Origin of the sequence: Flavobacterium poyangense (assembly GCF_011751075.1) — a bacterium.
Taxonomy (GTDB): domain Bacteria; phylum Bacteroidota; class Bacteroidia; order Flavobacteriales; family Flavobacteriaceae; genus Flavobacterium; species Flavobacterium poyangense.
Genome location: NZ_JAALLN010000001.1, coordinates 869,599 through 894,010 on the forward strand (window position 1 = coordinate 869,599; position 24,412 = coordinate 894,010).

The following is a 24,412-nucleotide window of genomic DNA, read 5'->3' on the forward strand; positions in this document are numbered from 1 at the left end:
TGAGATTGTGAAAATAACAATTAATCTAATAATTACTTCTTTTTCACTAGTATTTTAACACTTCTTTCCTTGAGGATTCTGTAAAAAGAACGCTTCTTTTGGTGCCGAATGCTGAAACATGTGTAATATTTTGCTGCTCAGAATTCCAATCAACCAAAATAGTATTCGAAATTTCAATGGTCTTAAATTTATCAATGTCTTTTATACGGCAATAACAAACCAAGACATCAGCCGCTTCTACTTCTTTGGACAAAAAAGCAATTGCTTTTGACTGACCATTTATTTTTATTGAAAAATGTTCTGCAAGATATTTTTTCAACAACTCAACATCAGCCTGTGTTTCCTTTTCTGTACCAACAAAAGTTTTTTTGTGGTACTGCTTTTCGAGACCATTGTTTAAATCATCAATAAAAATGCGGGAAGTAATCTGAATCATTTTTTTTTCGGCCGCATAATTGACCTGAAAAACACCCACATAAAACTTATGAAAAGTAAAAGCGGAAAGGGATAAAAACAATATCCCGATTAAAGGATAAATCAATCTGTTTTTCATTCTTGAATAACCGAAGCTTTTTTAAACTCTTTATTTTTATTAACCATAAAATCCATTAGAATAAATTTATCTTCCGGTTTCAGGTATTTCTTAGACTCCCCATCGTTTGAACAGAACATTAAAAAAAGCTCCACTTCGTCCGGTTTTAACCCCAGTGTCTGACTGAAAAATTCAGGTTTAAAATTATCTTTAGCATATGCAACAAAAGCGATGTCAGAAATCACATCATCTTTTACATCTTCTTTTTTACGAAGAAGCTTTTTAACATCTTTAAAAATACGAACAAAGTTCATCCCATATTTTATGGTCTGATCAGAATACATGGCGTTATTTTTTGCAGTCGACTGTTTGTCGTCTTCAAATTGCATGTCTACAAATTTCTGTGAACCGCCATCAAGTGATTTTACTTTTAAATCCTTGTGAACTATAACTTCTTTTAATTGGTTATTCACCAAATCTAATTTTACTACGAAAAGGATTTGAGCACAATCTTTCTCGGTTAAAACAACTTTTTTGGATTGAAATGCTAATCCTGAAAATAATAAAGTGTCTTTAGGTTTTGCCAAAATATCAAACAATCCGCCAGAACCGATAAATGTTCTAACATTTGCATTAACATTCATTACATAACCACTTTCGATGGCAAGAAAATCATTTATTATCTGCCCATGTAGCGGTTTTCTGGAATTGGTTTGCCCTAAAACGATTTGACAAAATAAGCATGCAATAAGTAGTCCTAATTTATTTTTCATTTTCTAGAATTATTAAATATTTTCTGGCTAGTTCGGTTATCAAAAACATACTCAGCGTTTTGTTTTTTGTATCCAAAGATACAGCAAATTCGCCATCATCCACGCAATATAATTGAAATCCTTTAATGTATTCAGGTGAAATTTTTAATCTTTCTGTATAATAATTATCATCAAACATATACTCCATCTTTCTAAAAAGCGCTTCTTTTTTCTCGACGTTGATCTCTTTTTTCAACATAGCAGTCCGACCCGAAATTTTATTCAGCAATTTATCGATAGAAGTAGACGTTGCGGTATACACTTTTCGTTCTGCGGGGGTATACTTTTTCTGACCGTACGGAATAATTCCCAGATTCTCAGCGGTAAGCCCTGCATTTTCATTTACAACAACCTCCTTAAGCTGAACTTCCTTTACCGTCATTTTTACAGTAATTGAATTCAAACTCAAATCCTCAGCCGTAATCCTATGCTTTAGAGGCTCTAAATTAACGGATGAAAAAACCAAAACATCTCCCTCCTTAACCACAATCGAAAACATTCCGTTTACATCTGAAACAGTAGCGAGCTGCGTGGTGTTATTGATAATATTAACCCCTTCAATTGTTGTAGAGCGCTCTAAAACCTGACCATTAATTTCTTTTGACACAGCCGTCTGACCAAAAGTTAATCCGGTAAGTAATAAAAATAACGCCAGTAAGATATTATTTGTTTTCAATCGCAAGTATTTCTTTATATTTTACTGCCAGTTCTCCCAGCAAAAATTCGGTAGCTGTCTTATTATTAGAGTTCAAAATAACAGTAAACTTATCATTATCAACCACATAATATTCAAATCCTTTTACATATTCGGCAGGAATTTTCAATCTGTTCACAAAGTGATCCAAACTAAACATTTTCTCCAAAAGCTTCATATAAAATTCTTTTTTCTCTACCGCAACTTCTTTCTTCAGCATAGCTGTCCGACCGGACAAAAAATTAAATAGTGGGTCTGCTGAAATCGATCCTCCCGCCATTGTTCCTGCATTTGCCGTAGCATTTAAAGCCGTTGCAGTATGCAATTTCCTTTCTGCTTCTGTATATTTTTTTTGTCCCTCAGGAATAATCCCCAAAGAAACAGCATTAATACCATTGTAATTCCGGACAACAACCTCTTGCAAATGGTACATTACCAAATTTAATCTTACCGTAAAATTGAGATCGGAAAAATTTTCAGGAACCAGCATAACTCTGCTTTCCTTAAATTGTATGGACGAAAAAACAAGTGTATCCCCTGCCTTAGCCTGGATTGAAAAACTACCATCGCCACTTGTTGTAGTCATAGCTTCTGTTTGAGCGTTTACCACATAAACTCCTTCCAAATCATTGGTATTGGAGGCTATTTTTCCATTAATAGCTATACGCTCCTGATTCTGCCCCAATACCGATTGGCTCAAAACAAAAATCAAAACACATAAAAACTTATCGCTCAAAATACAAAAATTAAAATTATTCCTAAAAACCTGTCGGTGCATATTTTTTAGACATATTTTAGAAGCATAGTTCTGAAAACAAAAAACAAAAAAGACATTTCAATTTCAATTGTCAGTCTGAGCGAAGCCGAAGACCCCCATAACCAAATTATGCAACAGACTACACTTTTCTCTTTACCCTCTTTTAACAAATAAAATTTACGCTTCTATGCATCAAATCCACATTTCATAAATCACATCCAACAGATTACTCTTAAAAATGTAAAAATATCTTAATGTCTTCTAAATTTAATATTAACGGCTTGGTAAAAATATGTTAATTAAACTCTGAATTTCCAGAATCGAAAAGGAGTTTTTAATATCTTTAACGGAATCAATTTGAGTCCATTTTTTTTATGAAAAGCATTATCATTGCCAGCACTTCCACGGTACACGGAGGCAGCTATTTAGAGTATTTATTACCTACATTACAACAACATTTTAAAAACTGCAAAAGCATCTTATTTATTCCATTTGCCAGATCAGGCGGAATTACACACGACGAATACACTGCAAAAGTAGCACAGGCCTTTGCAACAATTAACATTGCTGTAAAAGGAATCCACGAATTTGAAAATGCAGAAAACGCTATAAAAAATGCAGAAGGTATTTTTACAGGAGGCGGAAACACCTTTTTGCTAGTAACGCAATTGTACCAACAGAACATCATGCAAATTCTTTCTGAAACTGTAAAAAACGGAACGCCTTATTTAGGAACCAGCGCCGGAAGTAACATTTGCGGCCTATCGATGCAAACAACGAATGACATGCCAATTGTTTACCCTCCAAGTTTTCAAACTTTAAGACTTATTCCTTTTAACCTAAACCCACATTATTTAGATCCTGACACAAACTCTACCCACATGGGAGAAACCCGCGAAACCAGAATTAAAGAGTTCCATGCGTTCAACTCTATACCGGTATTAGGACTAAGAGAAGGAAGCTGGCTGGAAGTAAAAGGAAACAAAATCACTTTAAAAGGAGATTTATCTGCTCGTTTGTTTTTAAAAAATCAAACTCCTGAAGAATTAGAAACAGAAACAGACTTAAGTAATCTAAAATAAAAAAGCCGAAACAATTAAGTTTCGGCTTTTTAAAGAGCGAAAGACGAGGCTCGAACTCGCGACAACCAGCTTGGAAGGCTGGAGCTCTACCAACTGAGCTACTTTCGCATTAACAGGGTGCAAATATAAATAATTAAATCAATTAAAAAAATAAAAATCAAAAATTATTTAATTTTGTTAAAAGAACCGAAACGATTAAATTTCGGTTCCTTTAGAGCGAAAGACGAGGCTCGAACTCGCGACAACCAGCTTGGAAGGCTGGAGCTCTACCAACTGAGCTACTTTCGCATTACTGTGGTGCAAAGATAGAGAATAATTCAAGTTAAAAACAAGCTTTTTCGCAAAAAAAATCAATAAAAAACAACATTAATTTATAACTTATTTAAACTTAAAAAGTTACACACCCATTTATTTTTCAAAAATTATGAATCTTATTAAAGAAATACCATCAAAAGAAACTTATGTCGTACGTCAACCGGTTTTAAGAAAAGGCAAGCCAATAGAAAGCTGCGTCTTTGAAGGAGACGATTTAGACACCACACATCATTTTGGCCTATACGCAGACAAAGATTTAATAGGAATTATTTCCTTATTCACAAAAATCAACACTACCTTTGCCGAAAAAAATCAGGCTCAAATTCGTGGGATGGCCGTTTTAGATACCCATCAAAAGAAAGGAATTGGGGAAGCTTTGGTCAAACATTGCGAAAGATATTGCCTTGAAAATGGCACTGATTTAATCTGGTTTAACGCAAGAACTGCAGCCGTTGGTTTTTATAAAAAAATGAACTATCAAACTGTTGGAGAAGCATTTGACATCAAAGATGTCGGAGAACACTATTTAATGTATAAAACAATTATAAAATGAAAAAGCTTTACTTTTTATTAGTACTATGTATACTACTAAGCTGCAAAAAGGAAACCCCAAAAGTTCCGGTAAAAAAAGTGGTTCCACCTCCTGCGCTTATACTTACTGATGAAAGAAAAGTTCAAATTGACACTGCCACTCTAAACGCTTTCAAAAGCGAAACCCTTATTCAGTTTTATCTTTCATCAGACAATAAAACAGTTTGGGGAAATTTAAAAAAGAGATCTCATGTTTTATCCTTACTAAAAAAATCCGATGAACTGGGCTTAAATCCAGATGATTACAAAATAGATGCCTTAGAAAAATTCGAAAAAAAAATAGGTTCTTTAAGTGATGCTGATTTAGCAAATTACGATACCTTACTTACTTATAATTTCGAATTGTATTTAACTCATTTGTACAAAGGAAAATTAGATCCTAAAAAATTATATACCGATTGGGATCTGGAAGAGAAAACATTTGATGTCAATAATGCGCTTGTAAAAGCTTTCAACAAAGACAAATTAGACAGTCTGGCCGAAAATTGTCAGTCTAAATCATACACCTACAAACAGCTATTAGCAGCACTTAAAATCATCAATACTTTTCCGGATGATAGTGAGATCAAAAAAATAGAGTCTCTTGATAAAACAAAAATTACATTAAATGATACGAGTAGCGCCATAATTAACATAAAAAAAAGGCTTTTATACTGGAAAGACATGTCGGGAAGAAAAGACAGCCTGACCGAAATCTACGATCAAAAAACATTTGAGTCTGTCAAAAAATTTCAGGAAAGACATGGTTTGGCTGCCGATGGCGTTATTGGAGCGGGAACGATAAGCGCTTTGAACTTTTCTAAAAACAAAAGAAAGGAACAAATTATCGCTAATTTAGAACGATGGAGATGGTATACTAATGAACTAGCAGAAAACTATTTTATTATCAATATCCCCAATTACAGTTTGAATGTTGTTGAAAAGCTGGACACTACTTTAGTACGTAATATTGTAGTGGGAACCAGCAAAAGAAAAACACCCATTATAACATCGAAACTCAAAACAATTGTTTTTAACCCTACCTGGACAGTTCCTCCTACTATATTAAAGGAAGATGTGGTTCCGGCCATGAAACGCAACAGAAATTACCTCAGCAAAAAAAACATTACTATATACGACAGTGCAGGAAATACAGTAGAACCTGCTGCATGGAACGAAAATAACCCAGGAAAATACCGCTATGTACAAAGTCCGGGTTACAATAACTCATTGGGATTAATGAAAATTTTATTTCCAAATCACCATAGTGTGTATTTACACGATACGAATCATCGCAATTATTTTGGAAGAAATAATCGTTCGTTGAGTTCGGGTTGTGTTCGTATTGAAAATCCTTTGGAATTGGCACAACATGTTTTAGACACTTCAGATGTCGCCCTGAGCTGGCCCAAAGAAAAAATTGACTCTATTATTGAGACTAAAAAAACAACCAATGTCAGAATCAGAAAAAAATATGCCTTGTACCAATGGTACTGGACGGCTTGGAGCAAAAAAAATCAGCTCATTTTCAGAGCTGATATTTATAATTTAGATTCGGATTTGTATAATAAGCTACGAAATTAACTTCTCTTCCATCGAGAATCCTCTTGATGGATGATAAATATACAAACACGATTTATCTTTTATCGTTTGAATTATTTCGTAGTTCAATTCAACCGGAAGAGCAGGACAACCCTGACTTCTTCCCAATCTTTTATTGTTTCTGATGAACGATTCCGAAACATAATTGGCACCATGAACCACGACTCCTCTTTCGCGGGCATTATCGTTAACTCCTTTTTCCAAACCATCTAAACGCAATGAAGCACCGTGTTTTCCCTGGTAAATTTCGCCTGTGGCATAAAACCCTAAACTACTTTTGAAGGAAGAATTTGAATTTGAAAATACGGATGCAAATTCTTCTCCGGTATTCCTGCCATGCGCCACCAACGACTGAAATAAAATCGTATTCGTACTCATATCAATCACCCAAAGGCGTTTGACATTGGAAGACAAACTAAAATCAATTAAGGTTAAAATATCTTTTTGAACAATACCTTTTTCCTTCAACAGATAAAAACCTTTTAAAGCTTCTGTAAAAGTTCGGAGTTCGGGCAACGAAAAATTGTTCGGCTTTAAGGCGTGGTACACGGTTTCAATTTTAGCATCAACTGTCAGTTTTGCAACTTTAGCGATACTTTTTGAGGTTACCTTTTTTAATTCGGTTGTGTTTTTAGAATCTTTACCAAAAGACAATAGCAAAAACACCAGTAATGGATAAATCTTATAAATCATTGAATTCCTTTAGGTTATTAAAAAATTTGGGTATGGCAAATGTATAAAAAAAACGTAGCCAGCAAAATAAAACTCTGTTAATCAAGGCTATTTTGTTTAAATTTTAACAATTCTAAAAGAAAAAATTAGCGTGGAAGACTAAAAAAATTAATTTTACAAAGAATTTACCTGTAACAAGCACTTTTTTTGACCCGGTAGTTAAAATCTTATATTTTTAGCACCATCTGATTCAAAACTGCCATAATTACAACAAAATAATATCTTTACATAAATCAATTATTACATGTACTCTCTTAAAGGTTCCATGAAAAATTTAGTTTTTTTTACTCTTCTTCTATCCTCTTCTTGGATTTACAGCCAAAAGAAAACTCTGCAGGCACAACAAATTTCGCAAAGTATTTCTATTGACGGAAAACTGGATGAGCCTGCCTGGGAAACCGCAGCCGTTGCTTCTGATTTTATCATGTTTGAACCTGATAACGGAAAACCAATTCCTGATACCAAAAAAACAGAAATCAAAGTCCTATATAATAACGACGCTCTTTATATAGGTGCTGTTATGCACGACGATGAACCTAATAAAATACTAAAGGAGATTTCACAAAGGGATGATTTTGGAACGGCCGATATATTTGGTGTTTTTATAAATGGTTTTAATGACGGTCAGCAGAATTTTGAGTTTTTTGTGTCGGCTGCAGACGTTCAGGGAGATTGTATTATGACAGATTCAAACGGTGAAGATTATTCCTGGGATGCTATCTGGATCAGTAAAGCGGTACTTACCGATAAAGGATGGGTTGTCGAAATGAAGATTCCCTATGCAGCTTTGCGTTTTTCAGAGGAAAAAAAACAAACTTGGGGAATTAACTTTTTCAGAGAAATAAAACGCGAACGCAAAAAATATACCTGGACTTTGATCAATACCAAAATAGGCACTTTTACACAACAAAACGGTAATCTGGAAGGAATTGAAAACATCAAACCTCCTACCCGATTGTTCTTTATGCCCTATGCTTCTTATTACTTAAATGCGGCAGGTGATCAAAAAACATATGGGACGATGAAAGGCGGAATGGATATTAAATACGGCATAAACGACGCTTTTACTCTTGATGCTATTTTGGTTCCCGATTTCGGACAGGCAAAATACGACGATCAGATTCTGAATCTGGGACCGTTTGAACAACAATTTAATGAAAACAGAGCCTTTTTTACAGAAGGAACAGATCTGTTTAACAAAGGAGAATTGTTTTATTCGAGAAGAATTGGGGGCAAACCTACTATCGATATCGACCTGAATGACAATGAAAAAATAATTGAAGACCCGCAGAATGTGAATCTGATCAATGCGCTTAAAATTTCAGGAAGAACAAAAAAAGGCCTTGGTGTTGGAATTTTAAATGCGGTAACAGAAAAAACATTCGCCACCATAAAAGACACCATCACTGGCGAAACCAGACGTGAGATTGCAGAACCCTTAATGAATTATAATGTACTGATTTTAGACCAGCGTTTTCGTAAAAATTCATCCGTTACCTTCATCAATACAAATGTGATTCGAAATGGTTATTTTAGAGACTCCAATGTTTCGGCTTTGGCCTGGGATTTAAATACCAAAGCCAATACGTATAATTTATCCGGAAATTTCAAATACAGCACCATCCATGATACGAAAGATAAAAACGGAATATACGCCACACTTGGTTTTGCAGAAACCAGTGGTAACTACCGCTATAGTGTAGGCTCTGATTTTGTAACTAAAGGCTTTGATCCAAATGATTTAGGAATTAATTTTTATACCAATTATTACAACTTTTACGGAAATGCCAATTACAGAATCCTGAATCCGACGAAACTCTTTAATACTTTTAAACTCAACTTTAATACCTATACCGAATTTAACAAAGAATCCGGAAAAATTCAGGAGAGTAACGTTGCGGTAAATACAAATCTGACCACCGTAAAAAACAATTTTTACGGTATGAATATTGCCTTCTATCCTTTCGAATCTTATGATTATTACGAACCCAGAGCAACAAACAGATACGTTGTTATGCCAAGAAGATTTGAATCGTCTGCAAGTGTTTCTACCAATTACAATCATAAATTTGCTATAGATTTCAATCCGTCCATTGCCATTATGGATGAACCCGGAAGAATTAATTACGGCTTCGATATTGGTCCGAGATATCGTTTTAGCGATAAACTTTTACTGAATTATACTTTTAGCTTTTTCAGAAGAAACAACAACAAAGGATACATAGACAGTACCGACGACGACGATGATGACAGCACTCCGAAGACTATTGTTTTTGCCAACAGAAATGTAATTACCTATTTTAATACATTAGGCGGAAAGTATGCTATAAACAGCACCATGACCATCAATCTGGCAGTTCGTCAATATTGGTCTTATGCGGAGAATAAAGAGATTCTGCAACTTGAATCTAATGGAATTTTGACGCCAAATCCGGAATACACAAAAAATAAAAATTCGAGTTTTTATTCCTGGAATGCCGATTTATCGTACTCCTGGTGGTTTGCACCCGGAAGTCAGCTTTCTGTTTTGTACCGAAACAATGCCTCTAAATTTGAACGTGTTATTGACAAAGAGTACAGATCTAATGTTACCAACTTACTGAACAATGACGCATTAAAACACATTTTTTCTGTAAGTGTCAAATATTTTATTGACTACAATGCCGTTAAAAACAAACTTAGAAACAGAGCCTAGTCTGAATTAATTTTAAAAAACAAAGGCTTCTTTGATTAAATTATTATTTTTCAATACGGTTCATTTTATTAACTGTAATTGTAACAATGCTTCCTTGCTCCTTTTATAAATGGTTTATCTTTGTAAAAAACAAAAATGATGAACAAGAAAGTAATACTAATGATTTTAGACGGGTGGGGAAAATCTCCCGATCCTAAAGTTTCTGCAATAGACAATGCAAATGTTCCTTTTATAAACAGTCTTTACCAAAACTACCCGAGTGCCCAACTTAGAACCGATGGTTTAAACGTTGGTTTGCCGGAAGGTCAGATGGGAAACAGCGAAGTTGGTCACATGAATCTTGGTGCAGGAAGAATTGTATACCAGGATTTAGCCAAAATAAATCTGGCAGTAGCGCATAAAACGCTTGCCAAAGAACAAGTACTTATTGATGCTTTTACTTATGCTAAAGAAAACAACAAAAAAGTACACTTTTTAGGATTAGTTTCTGACGGTGGTGTACACTCTCATACTTCTCATTTACGCGGATTAATAGATGCTTCTCAGGAATATGGTTTGCAAAATGTTTTTGTTCACGCTTTCACAGACGGTCGTGATGTAGATCCTAAATCAGGAGCAAAATACATTCAGGATTTAGAAGGGCATATTAAAGATACTCCGGTAAAAATTGCCTCTATCGTAGGCCGTTATTACGCTATGGATCGTGACAAACGTTGGGAACGTGTCAAATTAGCTTATGACTTACTTGTAAATGCAAAAGGAACACCTTCTCAAAATGCCGTTGCGAGTATTCTTGACAGTTATGCCAACAATATAACCGACGAATTTATTGAGCCAATCGTATTGGTTGATGAACAACAAAAACCATTGGCCACTATCGCCGATGATGATGTGGTGATCTTCTTCAATTTCAGAACAGACCGAGGACGTGAACTTACTGAAGCGCTTTCGCAACAAGACTTTCACGAACAAAACATGCACAAGCTAAACTTGTATTATGTTACACTTACCAACTACGACGAAACGTATCAGAACGTAAAAGTGGTTTACAACAAAGACAACATCACCGAAACTCTTGGGGAAGTTTTAGAAAAAGCAGGTAAAAAACAGATCCGTATAGCTGAAACGGAGAAATACCCACACGTAACCTTTTTCTTCTCAGGAGGAAGAGAAACTCCTTTTGAAGGAGAATCAAGAATTTTAAGAAACTCTCCAAAAGTAGCTACTTACGACCTGCAACCGGAAATGAGTGCTTACGAACTTAAAGATGCTCTTGTTCCGGAATTAAACAAAGGCGAAGTTGATTTTGTATGCCTAAATTTTGCCAATGGCGACATGGTGGGACATACCGGAATCATGAGTGCTGCAATTTTGGCTTGTGAAGCTGTTGATGCCTGTGTAAAAGGGGTTATCGAAGCGGCTTTGGCAAATGATTATACTACTATCGTAATTGCCGATCACGGAAATTGCGAAACAATGATTAATCCTGACGGAAGCCCTAATACGGCCCACACCACAAATCCGGTGCCTATTATTTTAGTTGACAAAGAACTGAAAAACATCAATGATGGTGTCTTGGGAGATATTGCCCCTACCATTTTAGAGCTAATGGGAGTTCAGCAACCGGCAGCTATGACATGTCATTCGTTACTGTAGCAACTGCTTTTTGAAACATACAGTTTTTTTTATATACTTAATGCGCGGGTAACCATATAAGTGATGTAAGCTCATTTAATTAGGGTGGCGCAAAAAAAGGGAGTGAAGATCTAATGCGCGGGTAACCATATAAGTGATGTAAGTTCATTTAATTGGGGCGCAAAAAAAGGAAGTGAGGATCTAAATAGATTTTCACTCCTTTTTTTGTATGCTGTAAAAGCTGTAGAAAACTTATTTGACAATACCTTGTCTATAAAAACGCATTGGGCGTATTTGTTTTTAACACATAGAAACATCCTTTTGAAAATGAAAAAAGACGTTTCATTTATTTAAAATTTCAATTGTCAATCTGAGCGAAGTCGAAGACCTCATAGTTCGGGTAAGTGATAAGAATAAACTTCGTCTTTGTTTCCCGAACATTTTGTTTCACGCAGATTTTGCAGATCGAGCAGATTTATTGAGATTGTTTTCATAGGAAACCAAAAACAAAATAAATCTGCTAAATCTGCGTGCATAAAAAACTATGCGACTCTTAAATGTTAAAAACAATTTCCACGAACCAAAACCATCGAACCAACAAAAAACTAAAAAGAACTTTTTCAACGCCCCTCTAATTAAATGAACTTACATCACTTATATGGTTTAAAAAAATCACATAATACTGTAATGGTACACCCACTCAACCCCATAAATAACCAGTCCGATCAAACCTCCGACTAAAGTACCGTTGATTCTGATGTATTGAAGATCTTTTCCGATCTCTAATTCCAATTTTTCGGAAACCTCTTTTCCATCCCAGCTTTTCACGGTTGAGGCTATTAAATCCCCGATTACTTTTTTATTATTCAGAAGTACCGTCAGCAAATCGTTCTTGATGAAATTATTGATCTTATCGATCATTACGGTATCCTCTTTAAGTCCATTTCCGAAACTTTGAACCAACGTTTTGATATTATCTTTAATAGACGATTGATCCCCTTTTTCTAAATCATTCGTTATGGATGCTTTTATCTCGTCCCAAATTCCATTGATATAATCCTGAACTTCTTTTTTCCCTGCAAAGTCAAGAATCATGGAATTGATTTTCACCCTCATCTCTTCTGAATTTTTAACCTTATCCAGAAAATCATATACATATTCGTCTATTTTCAGTCTGATCGCACTTCCGGGATGTTTGGCTTCGTTTAAAAAATCCTGCAAGCCATTAAAAACCCCTTCCGTAATGCTTTTATCCGCTAAACCGAAACTCAAAAAAGGAGTTGATGCTTTTACTTTCTTGCGGATTAAGTCTTTATTGTTACTCAATTCCGCACTCATAAGCTCCAAAAGATTGGTGAGTAATCGATCTTTAACATCCCCTTTCTGCAAAGGTTCTAAAGCCAAGGCAACCCAATCTCCAAAATTAATTCCGACCAGTCTCTCTTTAAACTGAACCTGAATGAACCTTTTTATGTCTTCGTCCTTTATCGCTTTTAAAATCCCAGGAATTACATTTACCACTACCAAATCGGCAATTTTATTTGCATTGGCTTCTTGCGATAACCAATCGGAGGCTTTTTCTGCGAAGTTGAATTCTGCCAACTTAACTTCTAGTTTTTCGCGATTCAGAAATTCTTCCGAGACAAAATTCCCCAGATTTTCCCCAATCTCATTTTTTTTGGTTGAAATAATAGCGGTATGCCAAATCGGAATTCCCAGCGGATGCCGAAACAAAGCCACAACCGCAAACCAATCGGCTATTCCTCCTACCATTGCTGCCTCACTAAAAGCCTGTAACATCGGAATCTTAAAATATACAGCCACTACAAACAAAAGCACAGCCACTCCTAAAAGTGCCAAAGCATTTCTTTTCATGCGCTTTAATGCTTTTTTCTTTGCTCTATTTTCCTGATCTGCAACTGACTCCATAACCGCTAAAATGTTTGACAGGCTAATTTAAGCTTTTTTATCCAGATATAAATTAGAGCCTTTTTCTTCCTTTTTTATTTTTTCAAATAAACTAAAAACCAGCAAACAAAGGCCATGACAAAGATTTAATTGATTAAATAAAAGTTAAAGTTTCATAATTAAAAGTATTACTATTATCTTTGCATAAAACAATATCGACTTATGAATGCAATATTTTCAAATATAAAAATTCAGGTTAATGAAAAATTATACGTAAAAGATCCTGAAACCTCTGATTTAGGGAAGAAGATTGTAGGGAACAGTATTCTTTTAATCGATCAGATCGGTATTGAACATTTTACTTTCAAAAAATTGGGAGAACAAATAGGTTCAAATGAAAGCTCTATTTACCGCTACTTCGAGAACAAACACAAACTGGTCGTGTATTTATCGTCCTGGTATTGGGGATGGATGGAATACAAATTGGTTTTTGCCACCAACAACATTACCAATCCAACTGAAAAGCTGCAAAAAGCCATCACGATTGTAACAGAGAAAATAACAAACAATCCTGTCACCACACATATTGACGAGGCAATTCTGAACAAAATCATCATTTCAGAATTTACCAAAACAATCTACACAAAAGAGGTGGATGATGACAATAAAGAAGGTTTTTTTCTGGTTTATAAAAGAGTAATAAACCGAATTATCAGCATCGTGCAGGAAGTAAACCCTGATTATCCTTTTGCAAAAAGTTTGGTATCAAGCATCGTAGAAGGAAGTCTGCATCAGCATTTTTTAAACGAACATTTGAAAACCATAACAGATTGTAACGAACCTGTAACTGTAACATCCTTTTATCTGGATTTAGTTGACCGTATTCTTTCAAAATAAAAAACAAATCATAATACCATTTTATTTATGACACCCTTAAAGAGATTTTATAACTTACTCGCATTAGACAAAAAAGATATTGTACAAATTTTTTTCTATGCTATTTTCGCAGGACTTATCAGTTTATCTCTGCCGTTAGGTATTCAGGCCATTATTAACTTTATACAATCGGGTCGCGTGAGTGCCTCATGGATTGTTTTGATCCTGTTGGTAGTCGTAGGAGTTGCCCTAGTCGGCATCCTGTCTCTAATGCAACTTAGAATTACAGAAAATCTGCAGCAAAAAATATTTGTGCGTTCTTCTTTTGAATTCGCAACCCGTCTGCCTAAAATAAAATTTGAAGCGCTTTACGCCAACTATCCGCCGGAATTAGCGAATCGTTTTTTTGATACGCTAACGATTCAAAAAGGAACTTCGAAATTACTGATTGATTTCTCGGCTGCTTTATTACAGATTGCCTTCGGAATTATTCTGTTGTCGCTGTATCATCCGTTTTTTATCATATTTGGTATTTTATTGTTCTTTTTGTTGTTTTTCATTTTCAAGTTTTCGTACCGCACCGGTTTAGAAACTAGTTTAAAAGAATCAAAATTCAAATACAAAGTGGCCAGCTGGTTGCAGGAAATTGCACGTAATAATTTCAGTTTCAGAAATGAATTGAACTATGAGTATGCGCTACAAAAAAATGACAATCTGGTTAATGATTATCTTACTTACAGAGAAAAGCATTTTAACATTATCAAAAGACAGTTTATACAATTAATCATTTTCAAAATATTAATCACTGCCAGTTTATTAGTAATTGGTGGTTATCTGGTATTGTCACAAGAAATGAACATCGGGCAGTTTGTGGCAGCAGAGATTATTATTTTGCTAGTGATTACTTCTGTTGAAAAAATTATAGTTGGTCTGGAAACTTTTTACGACGTTTTGACTTCTGTTGAAAAAATTGGTCAGGTAACCGATATGGAACTTGAAGAAGAAAGCGGTGATTCTAATGACAGCGGTTATACGAATATTAGCCTTGAAACCAACAATCTGACTTTCAAATTTCCAAATACCAAACAAAATACATTGCGCACCATCAACCTGAAAATTGAGCAGGGGGAACATATTTTTGTCGATGGAATAAATGGTTCAGGAAAAACGACTTTGATTCGCATACTATCGGGATTATTGCAACCAACTACCGGTTCATTTTACATTAATGATGATACTTTCAAAAAAATCAATTTGAAACAATACCGTTCGCAAATTGGTAGTATCATTTATGGAGAGACCCTTTTTGAAGGCAGTATTCTAGACAATATCACATTTAAAGACAAATCGATTACTCAGGAAGACTTAAAATGGGCTATCAATGGGGTACAACTGACTAATTACATCAAATCGCTTCCAAAAAGTTTAGACACGCTTATTTTTCCGGAAGGAAAACAATTATCGTCTTCTAATATTCAAAAGATATTACTGGTGAGAAGTATTATCCATAAGCCAAAAATTCTTTTTTATGAAGACCCGACAGACACCATGGATGAAAACGTAGCCAATGAAATTATTGATTTCATTACTGCCAAAGAACACTCTTGGACCATCATAGTATCGTCCAAAAACCCATATTGGAAAACCAAAAGTAATCGTGTGATTACCATGCAAGACGGTAAAATAATACTAGATTCTAAAAATTAAAAAGATGTTACATATTTCAGAAAACAATAAACCGGATCATTCTTTAGCGCGTTTCAAAACGGTACAAACGCTAATGAATAAAAAGCACTATAAAATTTTAAATAAAATTATCATAGGCTTTTCTATTTTGGGCTTTGGACTTCTTTTTTTACCGTGGACTCAAAACATTTCAGGTAAAGGAGCAGTGACTACTTTAAAACCAAATCAACGTCCTCAATCGATACAAAGCGTTATTTCGGGAAGGATCGAAAAATGGTATGTACAAGAAGGTGATTTTGTAAAAAAGGGCGATACTATTTTATACATTTCAGAGATCAAAGAAGATTATATGGACCCGAATTTGGTCGGCAACACCAAAAATCAGGTGGAAGCCAAAAAGCAAGCCGTACAATCTTACGAGTCTAAAGTAAGCAGTCTGGACAATCAATTAAGAGCCATAGAAGCCGAGAAAAAATTAAAACTCGAACAAGCCCAGAATAAAATCAAACAAGCCCGTCTAAAAATTAAAAGTGACAGCATTGATTTGATTGCCGTTAACACACAACTAAAAATCGCCAACACACAGTACAACCGTTCGGTACAATTAAACAAAGAAGGTTTAAAACCATTGACGGATGTTGAGGAAAAGCGTTTAAAACTGCAGGATGCAGAGGCAAAAATCATCAATCAGGAGAACAAATTATTAAGCAGCAAAAATGATTTTATCAACGCAAAAGTAGAGATCAATCGTATCGTTGCCGAATATTCTGAGAAAGTAGCCAAATCTCAAAGCGATCAGTTTACAGCCAAAAGTAGCCAATATGATGCCGCAGCGCAGGTAAACAAACTCGAAAATCAATATGCCAATTACAGCATCCGTAACAATATGTACTATATCAGAGCAGCGCAAAACGGATACATCAACAGAGCATTACAATCGGGAATTGGTGAAACAATAAAAGAAGGAACTGCTATCGCAACCATTATGCCTTCTAACTATGATATTGCCGTAGAAACCTATGTTAACCCAATTGATTTGCCTTTAATTCGCAAGGGTGAAAAAGTCAGAGTCTGGTTTGACGGATGGCCAACTATTGTTTTCTCCGGATGGCCGGACGTTTCGTATGGTACATTTGGTGGCAGAATTGTTGCCATTGAAAATTTCATCAGCGATAACGGAAAATACAGAGTTTTAATCGCCCCTGATCAGGACGAAGCGAAATGGCCGAAACAATTGAGTATTGGATCAGGAGCTCAAACACTGGCTTTATTAAACACCGTTCCTCTGTGGTTTGAAATATGGAGAACCTTAAATGGATTCCCTCCTGATTATTATAAAAAAGACACAAAACCAACTAAAGAAAAGAAATAATGAAACGACTTTTCTACATACTACTATTTTTTTCGGTTGTTGTAAAAGGACAGGAGACCATTTCAAAAGAGTTAAGTTATAATGAGTTTTTGGGTTATGTAAAAAAATACCATCCTTTGGTTAAAAATGCACAACTTGAACTCAATAAAGCCCAAGCTGAGTTAATGATGGCCCGTGGTAGTTTTGACCCAAAAATTGAAGTGGATTATTCTAAAAAGCAATTCAAAGACAAAGAATATTATTCGCTTTTAAACAGCAGCTTCAAAATTCCAACCTGGTATGGAGTTGAAATTAAAGCGGGTTTTGACAATAACGAAGGTTATTACCTGAATCCGGAAAACACTACTCCGAATCAAGGTTTGACCTCTTTGGGAATCAGTGTACCGTTAGGACAAGGTTTATGGATCAACAAAAGAATGGCCGATTTACGAAAAGCCAAAATGCAAATAGAATTGAGCAAATCTGAAGTAAAACTCGAGGCCATTACTGTTTTGTATGATGCGTCATTAGCCTACTTTAACTGGAAAAAAAATTATGAAGAGGTAAAATTATATGAGAATTACAGCACGAATGCCAAAAAACGAAACAGCGGCATTCAATCTTTAATTCAACAAGGAGACAAACCGGCAATCGATAGTATTGAGGCGGGAATTGCTTTAAAAAACAGACTTTTGAGCTTAGAGGATTCCAGACTTAAGCTGGCTAAAGCCAAATTAGAATTGTCAAATTTTTTATGGTTGGATAATGCCGTTCCAATGGAAATTGCAGACGGTATAATTCCGGAAACACAACTCGAAAACACCATTCAGGAAACTCTACAGACCAATAATTTGACAGCTGGCGGTTTTTCAATTGAAAATCACCCTAAGATAAATGCATTACAACGCAAAATCGACATTTTGAATGTGGAACGAAAACTGAATGCTAACGAATTACTTCCAAAAATAGACGTTGGTTATTCTTATTTGTCAGAACCCAAATATTTTAACGATTACAAAACAGATGATTATAAAATTGGTTTAGATTTTTCATTCCCTTTGTTTTTAAGAAAAGAACGCGGAAAACTAAAACTGACGAAATACAAAATTCAGGAAACGGAATATATTTTAGATGTAGAAAAAATGCAGCTTGCCAATAAAATTGAAGCGCAGAACACAGAAATCCTGTCACTTTCTAAGCAGCTAAAATTAATTAAGGATTTATCAAAAGACAATCAGACTATGTTACAATCGGAAGAACGTTTGTTTTCTTTTGGAGAAAGTTCCTTGTTTTTAATCAACACTCGTGAGAACAATCTGATCAGTGCGCAACTAGCACAAATCAATCTGGCGAATCGATTTTACATTTCCAACTCCGAACTGTTTAAAATTATGGCCAATCCAAATTAGATCATAACAACTGTTCAACGACCAGAAACAAATCAATTCGCGGAAATTCGCGTAATTCGTGGTAAAAAATAGCAGCCGCGAATTGCACAAATTTCCACAAATTATTTTTTTTTAGCTACGAATTAATCATTATAATTCTTCTAATCTGTAGCTAAAAAAAAACTGCCACAGATTTCACAGATTTAAAGGATTTTTTTCTAATTCAATATTAGTATTAAATAATCGATCAGATTAGGAACAAAAACAATTCGTGAAAATTCATGCAATTCGTGGCAAAATAAAAAAAGCAACTACCTATTTCAGTCCATAAATCGATTTTTTTTACGATTTATAATTACTATCCAACAATCGAGTTCAGGTTTATATTAAAAATTGTACTTTTGCGAACTGAAAATCCGAAATTATGATTATTGTAAAATCACGTGAAGAAATCGAATTAATGCGCGAAAGTGCTTTAATCGTATCTAAAACATTAGGAATGATTGCTTCTGAAATCAAAGAAGGAGTTACCACTTTATATCTGGACAAGTTAGCCGAAGAATTCATTCGTGATCATGGTGCAACGCCAAGTTTCTTAGGCTTGTACGATTTCCCAAACTCACTTTGTATGAGTCCGAATGCACAGGTTGTACACGGAATCCCGAATAATACTCCGCTAAAAAACGGTGATGTTATTTCTGTAGATTGTGGTGCTTTTAAAAACGGATATCACGGAGATCACGCTTACAGTTTTGAAATTGGAGAAGTTGCTCCCGAGGTTAAAAAACTCTTAAGAGTTACTAAAGAATCTCTTTATGTAGGTATCAGAGAATTTAAAGCCGGAAATCGCGTGGAAGATGTTGGAAACGCTATTCAAAAATATACTGAAGCTCATGGTTACGGAGTGGTTCGTGAATTGGTTGGTCATGGTTTAGGACAAAAAATGCACGAAGAACCGGAAATGCCAAACTACGGAAAACGCGGTCGCGGAAAACTTTTTGTAGAAGGAATGGTTGTAGCAATCGAACCTATGATCAATCTTGGAACAAGAAACATCAAACAACTAAAAGACGGCTGGACAATCCTTACCGCCGACGGAAAACCAAGTGCGCATTTTGAGCACGATGTTGCCCTAGTCGACGGAAAACCAGAGATCTTATCGACTTTTGCTTATATCTACAAAGCTCTAGGTATCGAAAGCAATGAAGAAGATGAGTTCAGACAGGTGCCTTTAGTGTTATAACATATATAACACGAATTTCACGAATTAGCACGAAATACTATTTTGCTGAAATTTCACTAAATAAATAATGACGAATGATGATGATGAGTGATTTATATTTAAAAGAGGAATCCTATACAATTATCGGAATCTGTATGGAAGCTCATAAAATTTTAGGGAAAGGACATAGTGAGAAAGTGTATGGTGATGCGTTAGAATATGAATTTCAAAGAAATGAAATTCCTTATAGCCGAGAGTTAAAATACAATATTGCATATAAAGACATTGTATTACCAAGCTATTATTTCGCTGACTTTGTCGTTTTCGATGAGATTATTTTAGAGTTAAAAGCAATTACAGTACTTTCGACAAGTGAAATTAAACAAACATTAAATTATCTGGCTGCATCAAAAAACAAACTTGGTTTATTAATCAATTTTGGCGAAGACAGTCTTAAATACAAAAGAATAATACTTTAACCCAAATCAAGGTTCGTGAAATTTCAACACCAAATTAATCCGTGTTAATTAGTGAAATTCGTGTTCAAATCTATTTACCGTGAAGAAACTTTTTAAATTAGTATTAAATACCATCCCAAGACCTTTATTAATTCGTTTGAGTTATGTGGCTCGTCCTGTTTTAGCGCTTTCTTTAAAAGGAAGCAAATACACTGATCCTATTGACGGAAGGAGTTTCAGATCGTTTTTACCTTACGGATACGGGAAACAACGCAACAATGTGCTTTCGCCAAGTACGCTTTCATTAGAGAGACACCGTTTGCTTTGGTTGTACTTAAATGATCAGACCGATTTTTTTACGGCACCCAAAAAAGTATTACACTTTGCTCCGGAACAGGCTTTTTACAAAAGATTCCGCAAGCAAAAAAATCTTGATTATACTACTACTGATTTACTTTCGCCTTTGGCAGATGTAAAAGCCGATATTTGCAATTTGCCTTTTAAAGACAACGAATACGATGTGATTTTATGCAATCACGTTTTAGAACATATTCCGGATGACACAAAAGCCATGCAGGAATTATACCGTGTGTTAAAACCAGGCGGAATGGCAATTCTTCAGATACCTCAGGATCTGTCAAGAGCCATTACTTTTGCCGATGATTCGATTACCGATGAGAAAGAGCGCGCCAAAATATTCGGACAATACGACCACGTTCGTGTGTACGGCCGCGATTATTTTGACAAATTAAGAAACATTGGTTTTATCGTAATCGAAGAAGATTACACCAATAAAATTGCGCCTGAATTGGTTGAAAAATATTGTTTGGCAAAAGGCGAAATTATTCCGCTTTGCTTTAAACAGGAAAACTAAATTGATTTTCCAAGGGGTTCTTTAACCATACGAATCCCTTTTACCATACGAGTTATTTTTAAACCATATAAGTGATATAAGTTCATTTTAAAGGCTTTATGATAAATGCTAATTTGAAAAATAGATTTTTCTGTTTTCGAATTAGCATTTGTTTTTGTTCTTTTTTGAATTAAACTAACTTCGCGAACCCAAACCGCATAAAACCTATACCTTGGATCTTTCAAAATCATTTCAATTTTGCTTTGACATCAGTCTTGAAAAAAACCTGAATGTTTATATCCCAACTGCCTATATCGTTGAGAATAGCCCTGATATTAAATACCTCGACAAAAAAGCAAGTGCGGACGTACTTGATAGTTTCGGAATTGTTTTTGAAAATTTAGATTCCAATACAAAAAAAATACTAACGGCTTGTGAATCTTTAAAACCTGAATTTATCTTCAAAAAATTCAGTGTCAAAATCAAATCGGCCAAAACAATTGCCGATTTACAAAAAGATTCCAAAATTGACTTTGCCATTCGCCAGCATTTAAAATTTCATTTAAGTTCTTTTTACGATTTAATTGTAAAGGAGCAGTTTCCTTTATGTTTGAATTTAGGACCCGAAAAGGATTTTTATCGCTCCAAAGTCAATACCGAAACTCGTGATTTTGAACCTCAAATTCAATTTGACAAACATACCGAAGGCATTACCTATACCCTATCTTTAAAAGAAAATGAAACTACTTTTTCGCCGATGAACAGTAGTGTCGAAATTCTTTTAGATGAGCCGGGCTGGTTAGTTATCGATAAAAAATTAGGACAATTAAAAGAACTCAATTCTAAAAAACTAACTCCTTTTTTAAAGAAGAAGTCAATCGAAATTCCGTCAAAATTAGTCGATACCTATTTCAAAAGTTTTATTCCAGAAATAGCCAAGAAAATCGACATTGACGCAAATGGTTTTGAAGTTGAACTTCGGGACAAAATACTTTCGTGTACCCTTCAACCGGTTTATGATTTTTTTAAAAACTGTTATTATCTAAATCTTTATTTTGATTATAACGGCTATACTTTTGATGTTTCTAAAACTAAAAAAACACATTCGTTTGTAGATTTCAGCATCGCTAACGAACCTAAAATAATTCAGTTTAAACGAAGTACAGCCGAAACTTCATACACTGATAAGCTACTTGAAATTGGTTTAGTAAAAATCAAAAACGAATTATTTGGGCTGAATTCCGACACAGAAATTAATGATCCTTACCTCAATATTCAATTGATTATTGACCATAAAGAAAAGCTCGAAGATTTAGGATTTACCATTGAGAATCTAAAACTCGAGAGCAAAGAGATTATTACAGAAAATCATACTGTCTCGGCTTCACAAGCCACAAAAGAAGATTGGTTTGATATCAGAATAATTATTACGATTGGGAATTACACGATTAATTTCAGCGAAATTATTCCGAACGTTAAAAGCAAAGAAAGACTGTTTTTATTACCTGACGGAAATTATTTCCTGATTCCTCTAGAATGGTTTAGTAAATACAGTTCGCTTGCAAAACTCGCCAGAATAGAAAACGGAAATCTTCTTTTGCGCAAAAGTAATTTTACTGCTCTGGACTCGATTCCGGAACTCAAAAGTGAAGCAAATCCTGTTCAGGAAGCAGAGTACGTTAAATCTGATCTGGTAAAAGCAACTTTAAGACCCTATCAAATAGAAGGTGTAAAATGGCTTTTAGGTCATTTTAACTCCAATCTGGGCGCTTGTCTGGCCGATGATATGGGACTTGGAAAAACGCTACAGACTTTGTCAGTCCTTGTTGCCGTTCAGGAACAACTCGGATTTACCACTAAAACCACCAATTTTGATTTGTTTCAGAACGAAACCACGATTGAAAGAGAGCCCTTAAAAACGTTAATTGTTTTACCATCTTCGTTGATTTTTAACTGGTATAACGAAGCAGGGAAATTTACACCTCACTTTTCGAGAATTCAATATGTGGGTAACGACAGAAAACAACTGGTAAGCAGATTAGAATCTTCTGATCTGATTTTTACCAGTTATAGTATTGTTCATCGTGATATTTCCATTTTAGAAAAATACAATTTCCGCTATTTAATTCTGGACGAAAGTCAGTACATTAAAAACAAAAGTTCTAAGATCTTTAAAGCGATCAACAAAATAAATACCGTTCATAAAATTGCCCTGAGTGGTACGCCTATCGAAAACTCACTGGACGACCTATGGTCGCAAATGGAGTTTATAAATCCGGATATTCTGGGCAGTTATACTTTTTTCGCAGAAAACTTTAAAATTCCGATTGAGAAAAAGCAGGACGAAAATAGTTTATTGGAGTTAAAAAATCTTATTCAACCCTATATCTTAAGAAGAACTAAAGAACAGGTTTTAAAAGATTTACCCGAATTGTCCGAACAGATTTACTATTGCAACATGGATCCTGAGCAGGAGAAATTGTATGAAAAAGAAAAATCAAAAGCCCGAAATTTTTTACTCAAAACAGACGGGTCCTGTCCTGACAAAATCAGTATCATCAATACTCTTATGAAATTAAGACAGCTGAGCAATCATCCGAAAATGATCGATCAGGAGTCGGAAATTGATTCCGGAAAATATATTGCTGCCACTAATTATCTCGAGAACTTAGTAAAAGGGAAACAAAAGACCATAATTTTTAGCTCGTTTGTTACGAATTTAAATTTTTATACCAGCTGGTGTAAGGAAAACAAAATTGAGTTTTGTGAGATTACAGGCGAAACACCTGCCCAAAAAAGAGAACAACAGGTAAATCTCTTTCAGGAAAAAGAAACTCCTCTGTTGTTTTTTATTTCGCTTAAAGCGGGAGGTGTTGGTCTTAATATCACCAAAGCATCTTATGTTTTGTTTTTAGATCCGTGGTGGAATCCTTTTGCCGAAAAACAGGGAGTAGGAAGAGCACACCGAATTGGACAGTTAAATAAAGTAAATGTGATTCGTTTTATCTCGAAAAATACGGTCGAAGAAAAAATAATCAAACTGCAGGAAAACAAAAAACTGTTGTCTGATTCTCTTTTAGAAGAAAGTTTTATCAACAACGAACTCGAAGCCAATCTGGATTTTATTCTGAATTCTTAATAGATTGTTTTTAAAACCAATAGAACAGACTATTTTTCGTACTATAAAATTGCTATATTTACCTCGTTGGCTGTACTTATTTTTTTAACACATAGAAATAATTTA

19 protein-coding genes and 2 tRNA genes are annotated in these 24,412 nt (G+C 34.8%); 13 read left to right on the forward strand and 8 right to left on the reverse strand.

The window, feature by feature from the left end; genetic code table 11:
* Positions 1-46 precede the first annotated feature (46 nt).
* From G3A47_RS03500 to G3A47_RS03515, 4 genes are read right to left on the reverse strand one after another with little or no spacing between them, the layout of a single operon-like run.
* Entirely contained in the window at positions 47-553 is a 507-nt protein-coding gene (locus G3A47_RS03500; RefSeq protein WP_166920454.1) for a DUF6702 family protein, read from the reverse strand.
* Positions 550-1,305, reverse strand: coding sequence for a hypothetical protein (locus tag G3A47_RS03505; RefSeq protein ID WP_166920456.1), 756 nt, complete (start codon positions 1,303-1,305; stop codon positions 550-552). The genes G3A47_RS03500 and G3A47_RS03505 overlap by 4 nt, the downstream gene beginning before the upstream one ends.
* A complete protein-coding gene (locus tag G3A47_RS03510; protein ID WP_166920458.1) occupies positions 1,295-2,020 on the reverse strand; it encodes a carboxypeptidase-like regulatory domain-containing protein in 726 nt (241 codons plus the stop codon). The genes G3A47_RS03505 and G3A47_RS03510 overlap by 11 nt, the downstream gene beginning before the upstream one ends.
* The gene (locus G3A47_RS03515) at positions 2,007-2,774 is read right to left on the reverse strand and encodes a carboxypeptidase-like regulatory domain-containing protein (protein WP_166920460.1); all 768 of its coding nucleotides are present in this window, start codon (positions 2,772-2,774) and stop codon (positions 2,007-2,009) included. The genes G3A47_RS03510 and G3A47_RS03515 overlap by 14 nt, the downstream gene beginning before the upstream one ends.
* Positions 2,775-3,169: 395 nt before the next feature.
* On the opposite strand from G3A47_RS03515, the gene pepE reads away from it, so the two are divergent.
* Positions 3,170-3,877: a dipeptidase PepE gene (pepE, locus tag G3A47_RS03520; RefSeq protein ID WP_166920462.1), complete on the forward strand. Its 708-nt coding sequence runs from the start codon at positions 3,170-3,172 to the stop codon at positions 3,875-3,877.
* Positions 3,878-3,912: 35 nt separating this feature from the next.
* On the opposite strand, the gene G3A47_RS03525 is transcribed toward pepE, so the two are convergent.
* Together G3A47_RS03525 and G3A47_RS03530 are read right to left on the reverse strand one after the other, a co-directional pair.
* A tRNA-Gly gene (locus tag G3A47_RS03525) sits at positions 3,913-3,985 on the reverse strand.
* Positions 3,986-4,092: 107 nt separating this feature from the next.
* A tRNA-Gly gene (locus G3A47_RS03530) sits at positions 4,093-4,165 on the reverse strand.
* Positions 4,166-4,301: 136 nt separating this feature from the next.
* Between G3A47_RS03530 and G3A47_RS03535 the strand changes: the two genes are divergently transcribed.
* Both G3A47_RS03535 and G3A47_RS03540 read left to right on the forward strand, forming a co-directional pair.
* Positions 4,302-4,745, forward strand: a complete 444-nt coding sequence (locus tag G3A47_RS03535; protein WP_166920464.1) for a GNAT family N-acetyltransferase — start codon at positions 4,302-4,304, stop codon at positions 4,743-4,745.
* Positions 4,742-6,346, forward strand: a complete 1,605-nt coding sequence (locus G3A47_RS03540) for a L,D-transpeptidase family protein (RefSeq protein WP_166920466.1) — start codon at positions 4,742-4,744, stop codon at positions 6,344-6,346. Before G3A47_RS03535 ends, G3A47_RS03540 begins: the two co-directional genes overlap by 4 nt.
* On the opposite strand, the gene G3A47_RS03545 is transcribed toward G3A47_RS03540, so the two are convergent.
* Positions 6,335-7,057 carry a murein L,D-transpeptidase catalytic domain family protein gene (locus tag G3A47_RS03545; RefSeq protein ID WP_166920468.1) on the reverse strand — a complete coding sequence of 241 codons (723 nt, stop codon included), beginning with the start codon at positions 7,055-7,057 and terminating at the stop codon, positions 6,335-6,337. The genes G3A47_RS03540 and G3A47_RS03545 overlap by 12 nt on opposite strands.
* Before the next feature lie 304 nt (positions 7,058-7,361).
* On the opposite strand from G3A47_RS03545, the gene G3A47_RS03550 reads away from it, so the two are divergent.
* A complete protein-coding gene (locus G3A47_RS03550; RefSeq protein WP_166920470.1) occupies positions 7,362-9,791 on the forward strand; it encodes a DUF5916 domain-containing protein in 2,430 nt (809 codons plus the stop codon).
* A 138-nt stretch (positions 9,792-9,929) separates the two neighbouring features.
* Positions 9,930-11,447, forward strand: a complete 1,518-nt coding sequence (gene gpmI / locus G3A47_RS03555; protein WP_166920472.1) for a 2,3-bisphosphoglycerate-independent phosphoglycerate mutase — start codon at positions 9,930-9,932, stop codon at positions 11,445-11,447.
* Positions 11,448-12,098: 651 nt separating this feature from the next.
* Here the strand turns inward: gpmI and G3A47_RS03560 are convergent.
* Positions 12,099-13,355 carry a DUF445 domain-containing protein gene (locus G3A47_RS03560; protein WP_166920474.1) on the reverse strand — a complete coding sequence of 419 codons (1,257 nt, stop codon included), beginning with the start codon at positions 13,353-13,355 and terminating at the stop codon, positions 12,099-12,101.
* 201 nt (positions 13,356-13,556) lie between these two features.
* Between G3A47_RS03560 and G3A47_RS03565 the strand changes: the two genes are divergently transcribed.
* The 8 genes from G3A47_RS03565 (at position 13,557) to G3A47_RS03600 (ending at position 24,307) form a co-directional block, all read left to right on the forward strand.
* Complete coding sequence (locus tag G3A47_RS03565; protein ID WP_166920476.1) at positions 13,557-14,231, forward strand: TetR/AcrR family transcriptional regulator; 675 nt, start codon at positions 13,557-13,559, stop codon at positions 14,229-14,231.
* 27 nt (positions 14,232-14,258) lie between these two features.
* On the forward strand, positions 14,259-15,917 hold the full coding sequence (locus G3A47_RS03570) for a peptidase domain-containing ABC transporter (protein ID WP_166920478.1): 1,659 nt from the start codon (positions 14,259-14,261) through the stop codon (positions 15,915-15,917).
* 4 nt (positions 15,918-15,921) lie between these two features.
* Complete coding sequence (locus G3A47_RS03575) at positions 15,922-17,268, forward strand: HlyD family secretion protein (RefSeq protein WP_166920480.1); 1,347 nt, start codon at positions 15,922-15,924, stop codon at positions 17,266-17,268.
* On the forward strand, positions 17,268-18,656 hold the full coding sequence (locus G3A47_RS03580; RefSeq protein ID WP_166920482.1) for a TolC family protein: 1,389 nt from the start codon (positions 17,268-17,270) through the stop codon (positions 18,654-18,656). Before G3A47_RS03575 ends, G3A47_RS03580 begins: the two co-directional genes overlap by 1 nt.
* A gap of 403 nt (positions 18,657-19,059) precedes the next feature.
* The gene (map, locus tag G3A47_RS03585) at positions 19,060-19,878 is read left to right on the forward strand and encodes a type I methionyl aminopeptidase (RefSeq protein WP_166920484.1); all 819 of its coding nucleotides are present in this window, start codon (positions 19,060-19,062) and stop codon (positions 19,876-19,878) included.
* Between the two features lie 83 nt (positions 19,879-19,961).
* Positions 19,962-20,336: a GxxExxY protein gene (locus tag G3A47_RS03590; RefSeq protein ID WP_166921010.1), complete on the forward strand. Its 375-nt coding sequence runs from the start codon at positions 19,962-19,964 to the stop codon at positions 20,334-20,336.
* Between the two features lie 79 nt (positions 20,337-20,415).
* Complete coding sequence (locus G3A47_RS03595; protein WP_166920486.1) at positions 20,416-21,189, forward strand: class I SAM-dependent methyltransferase; 774 nt, start codon at positions 20,416-20,418, stop codon at positions 21,187-21,189.
* A 211-nt stretch (positions 21,190-21,400) separates the two neighbouring features.
* Positions 21,401-24,307, forward strand: a complete 2,907-nt coding sequence (locus G3A47_RS03600) for a DEAD/DEAH box helicase (RefSeq protein ID WP_166920488.1) — start codon at positions 21,401-21,403, stop codon at positions 24,305-24,307.
* Positions 24,308-24,412: the final 105 nt, after the last annotated feature.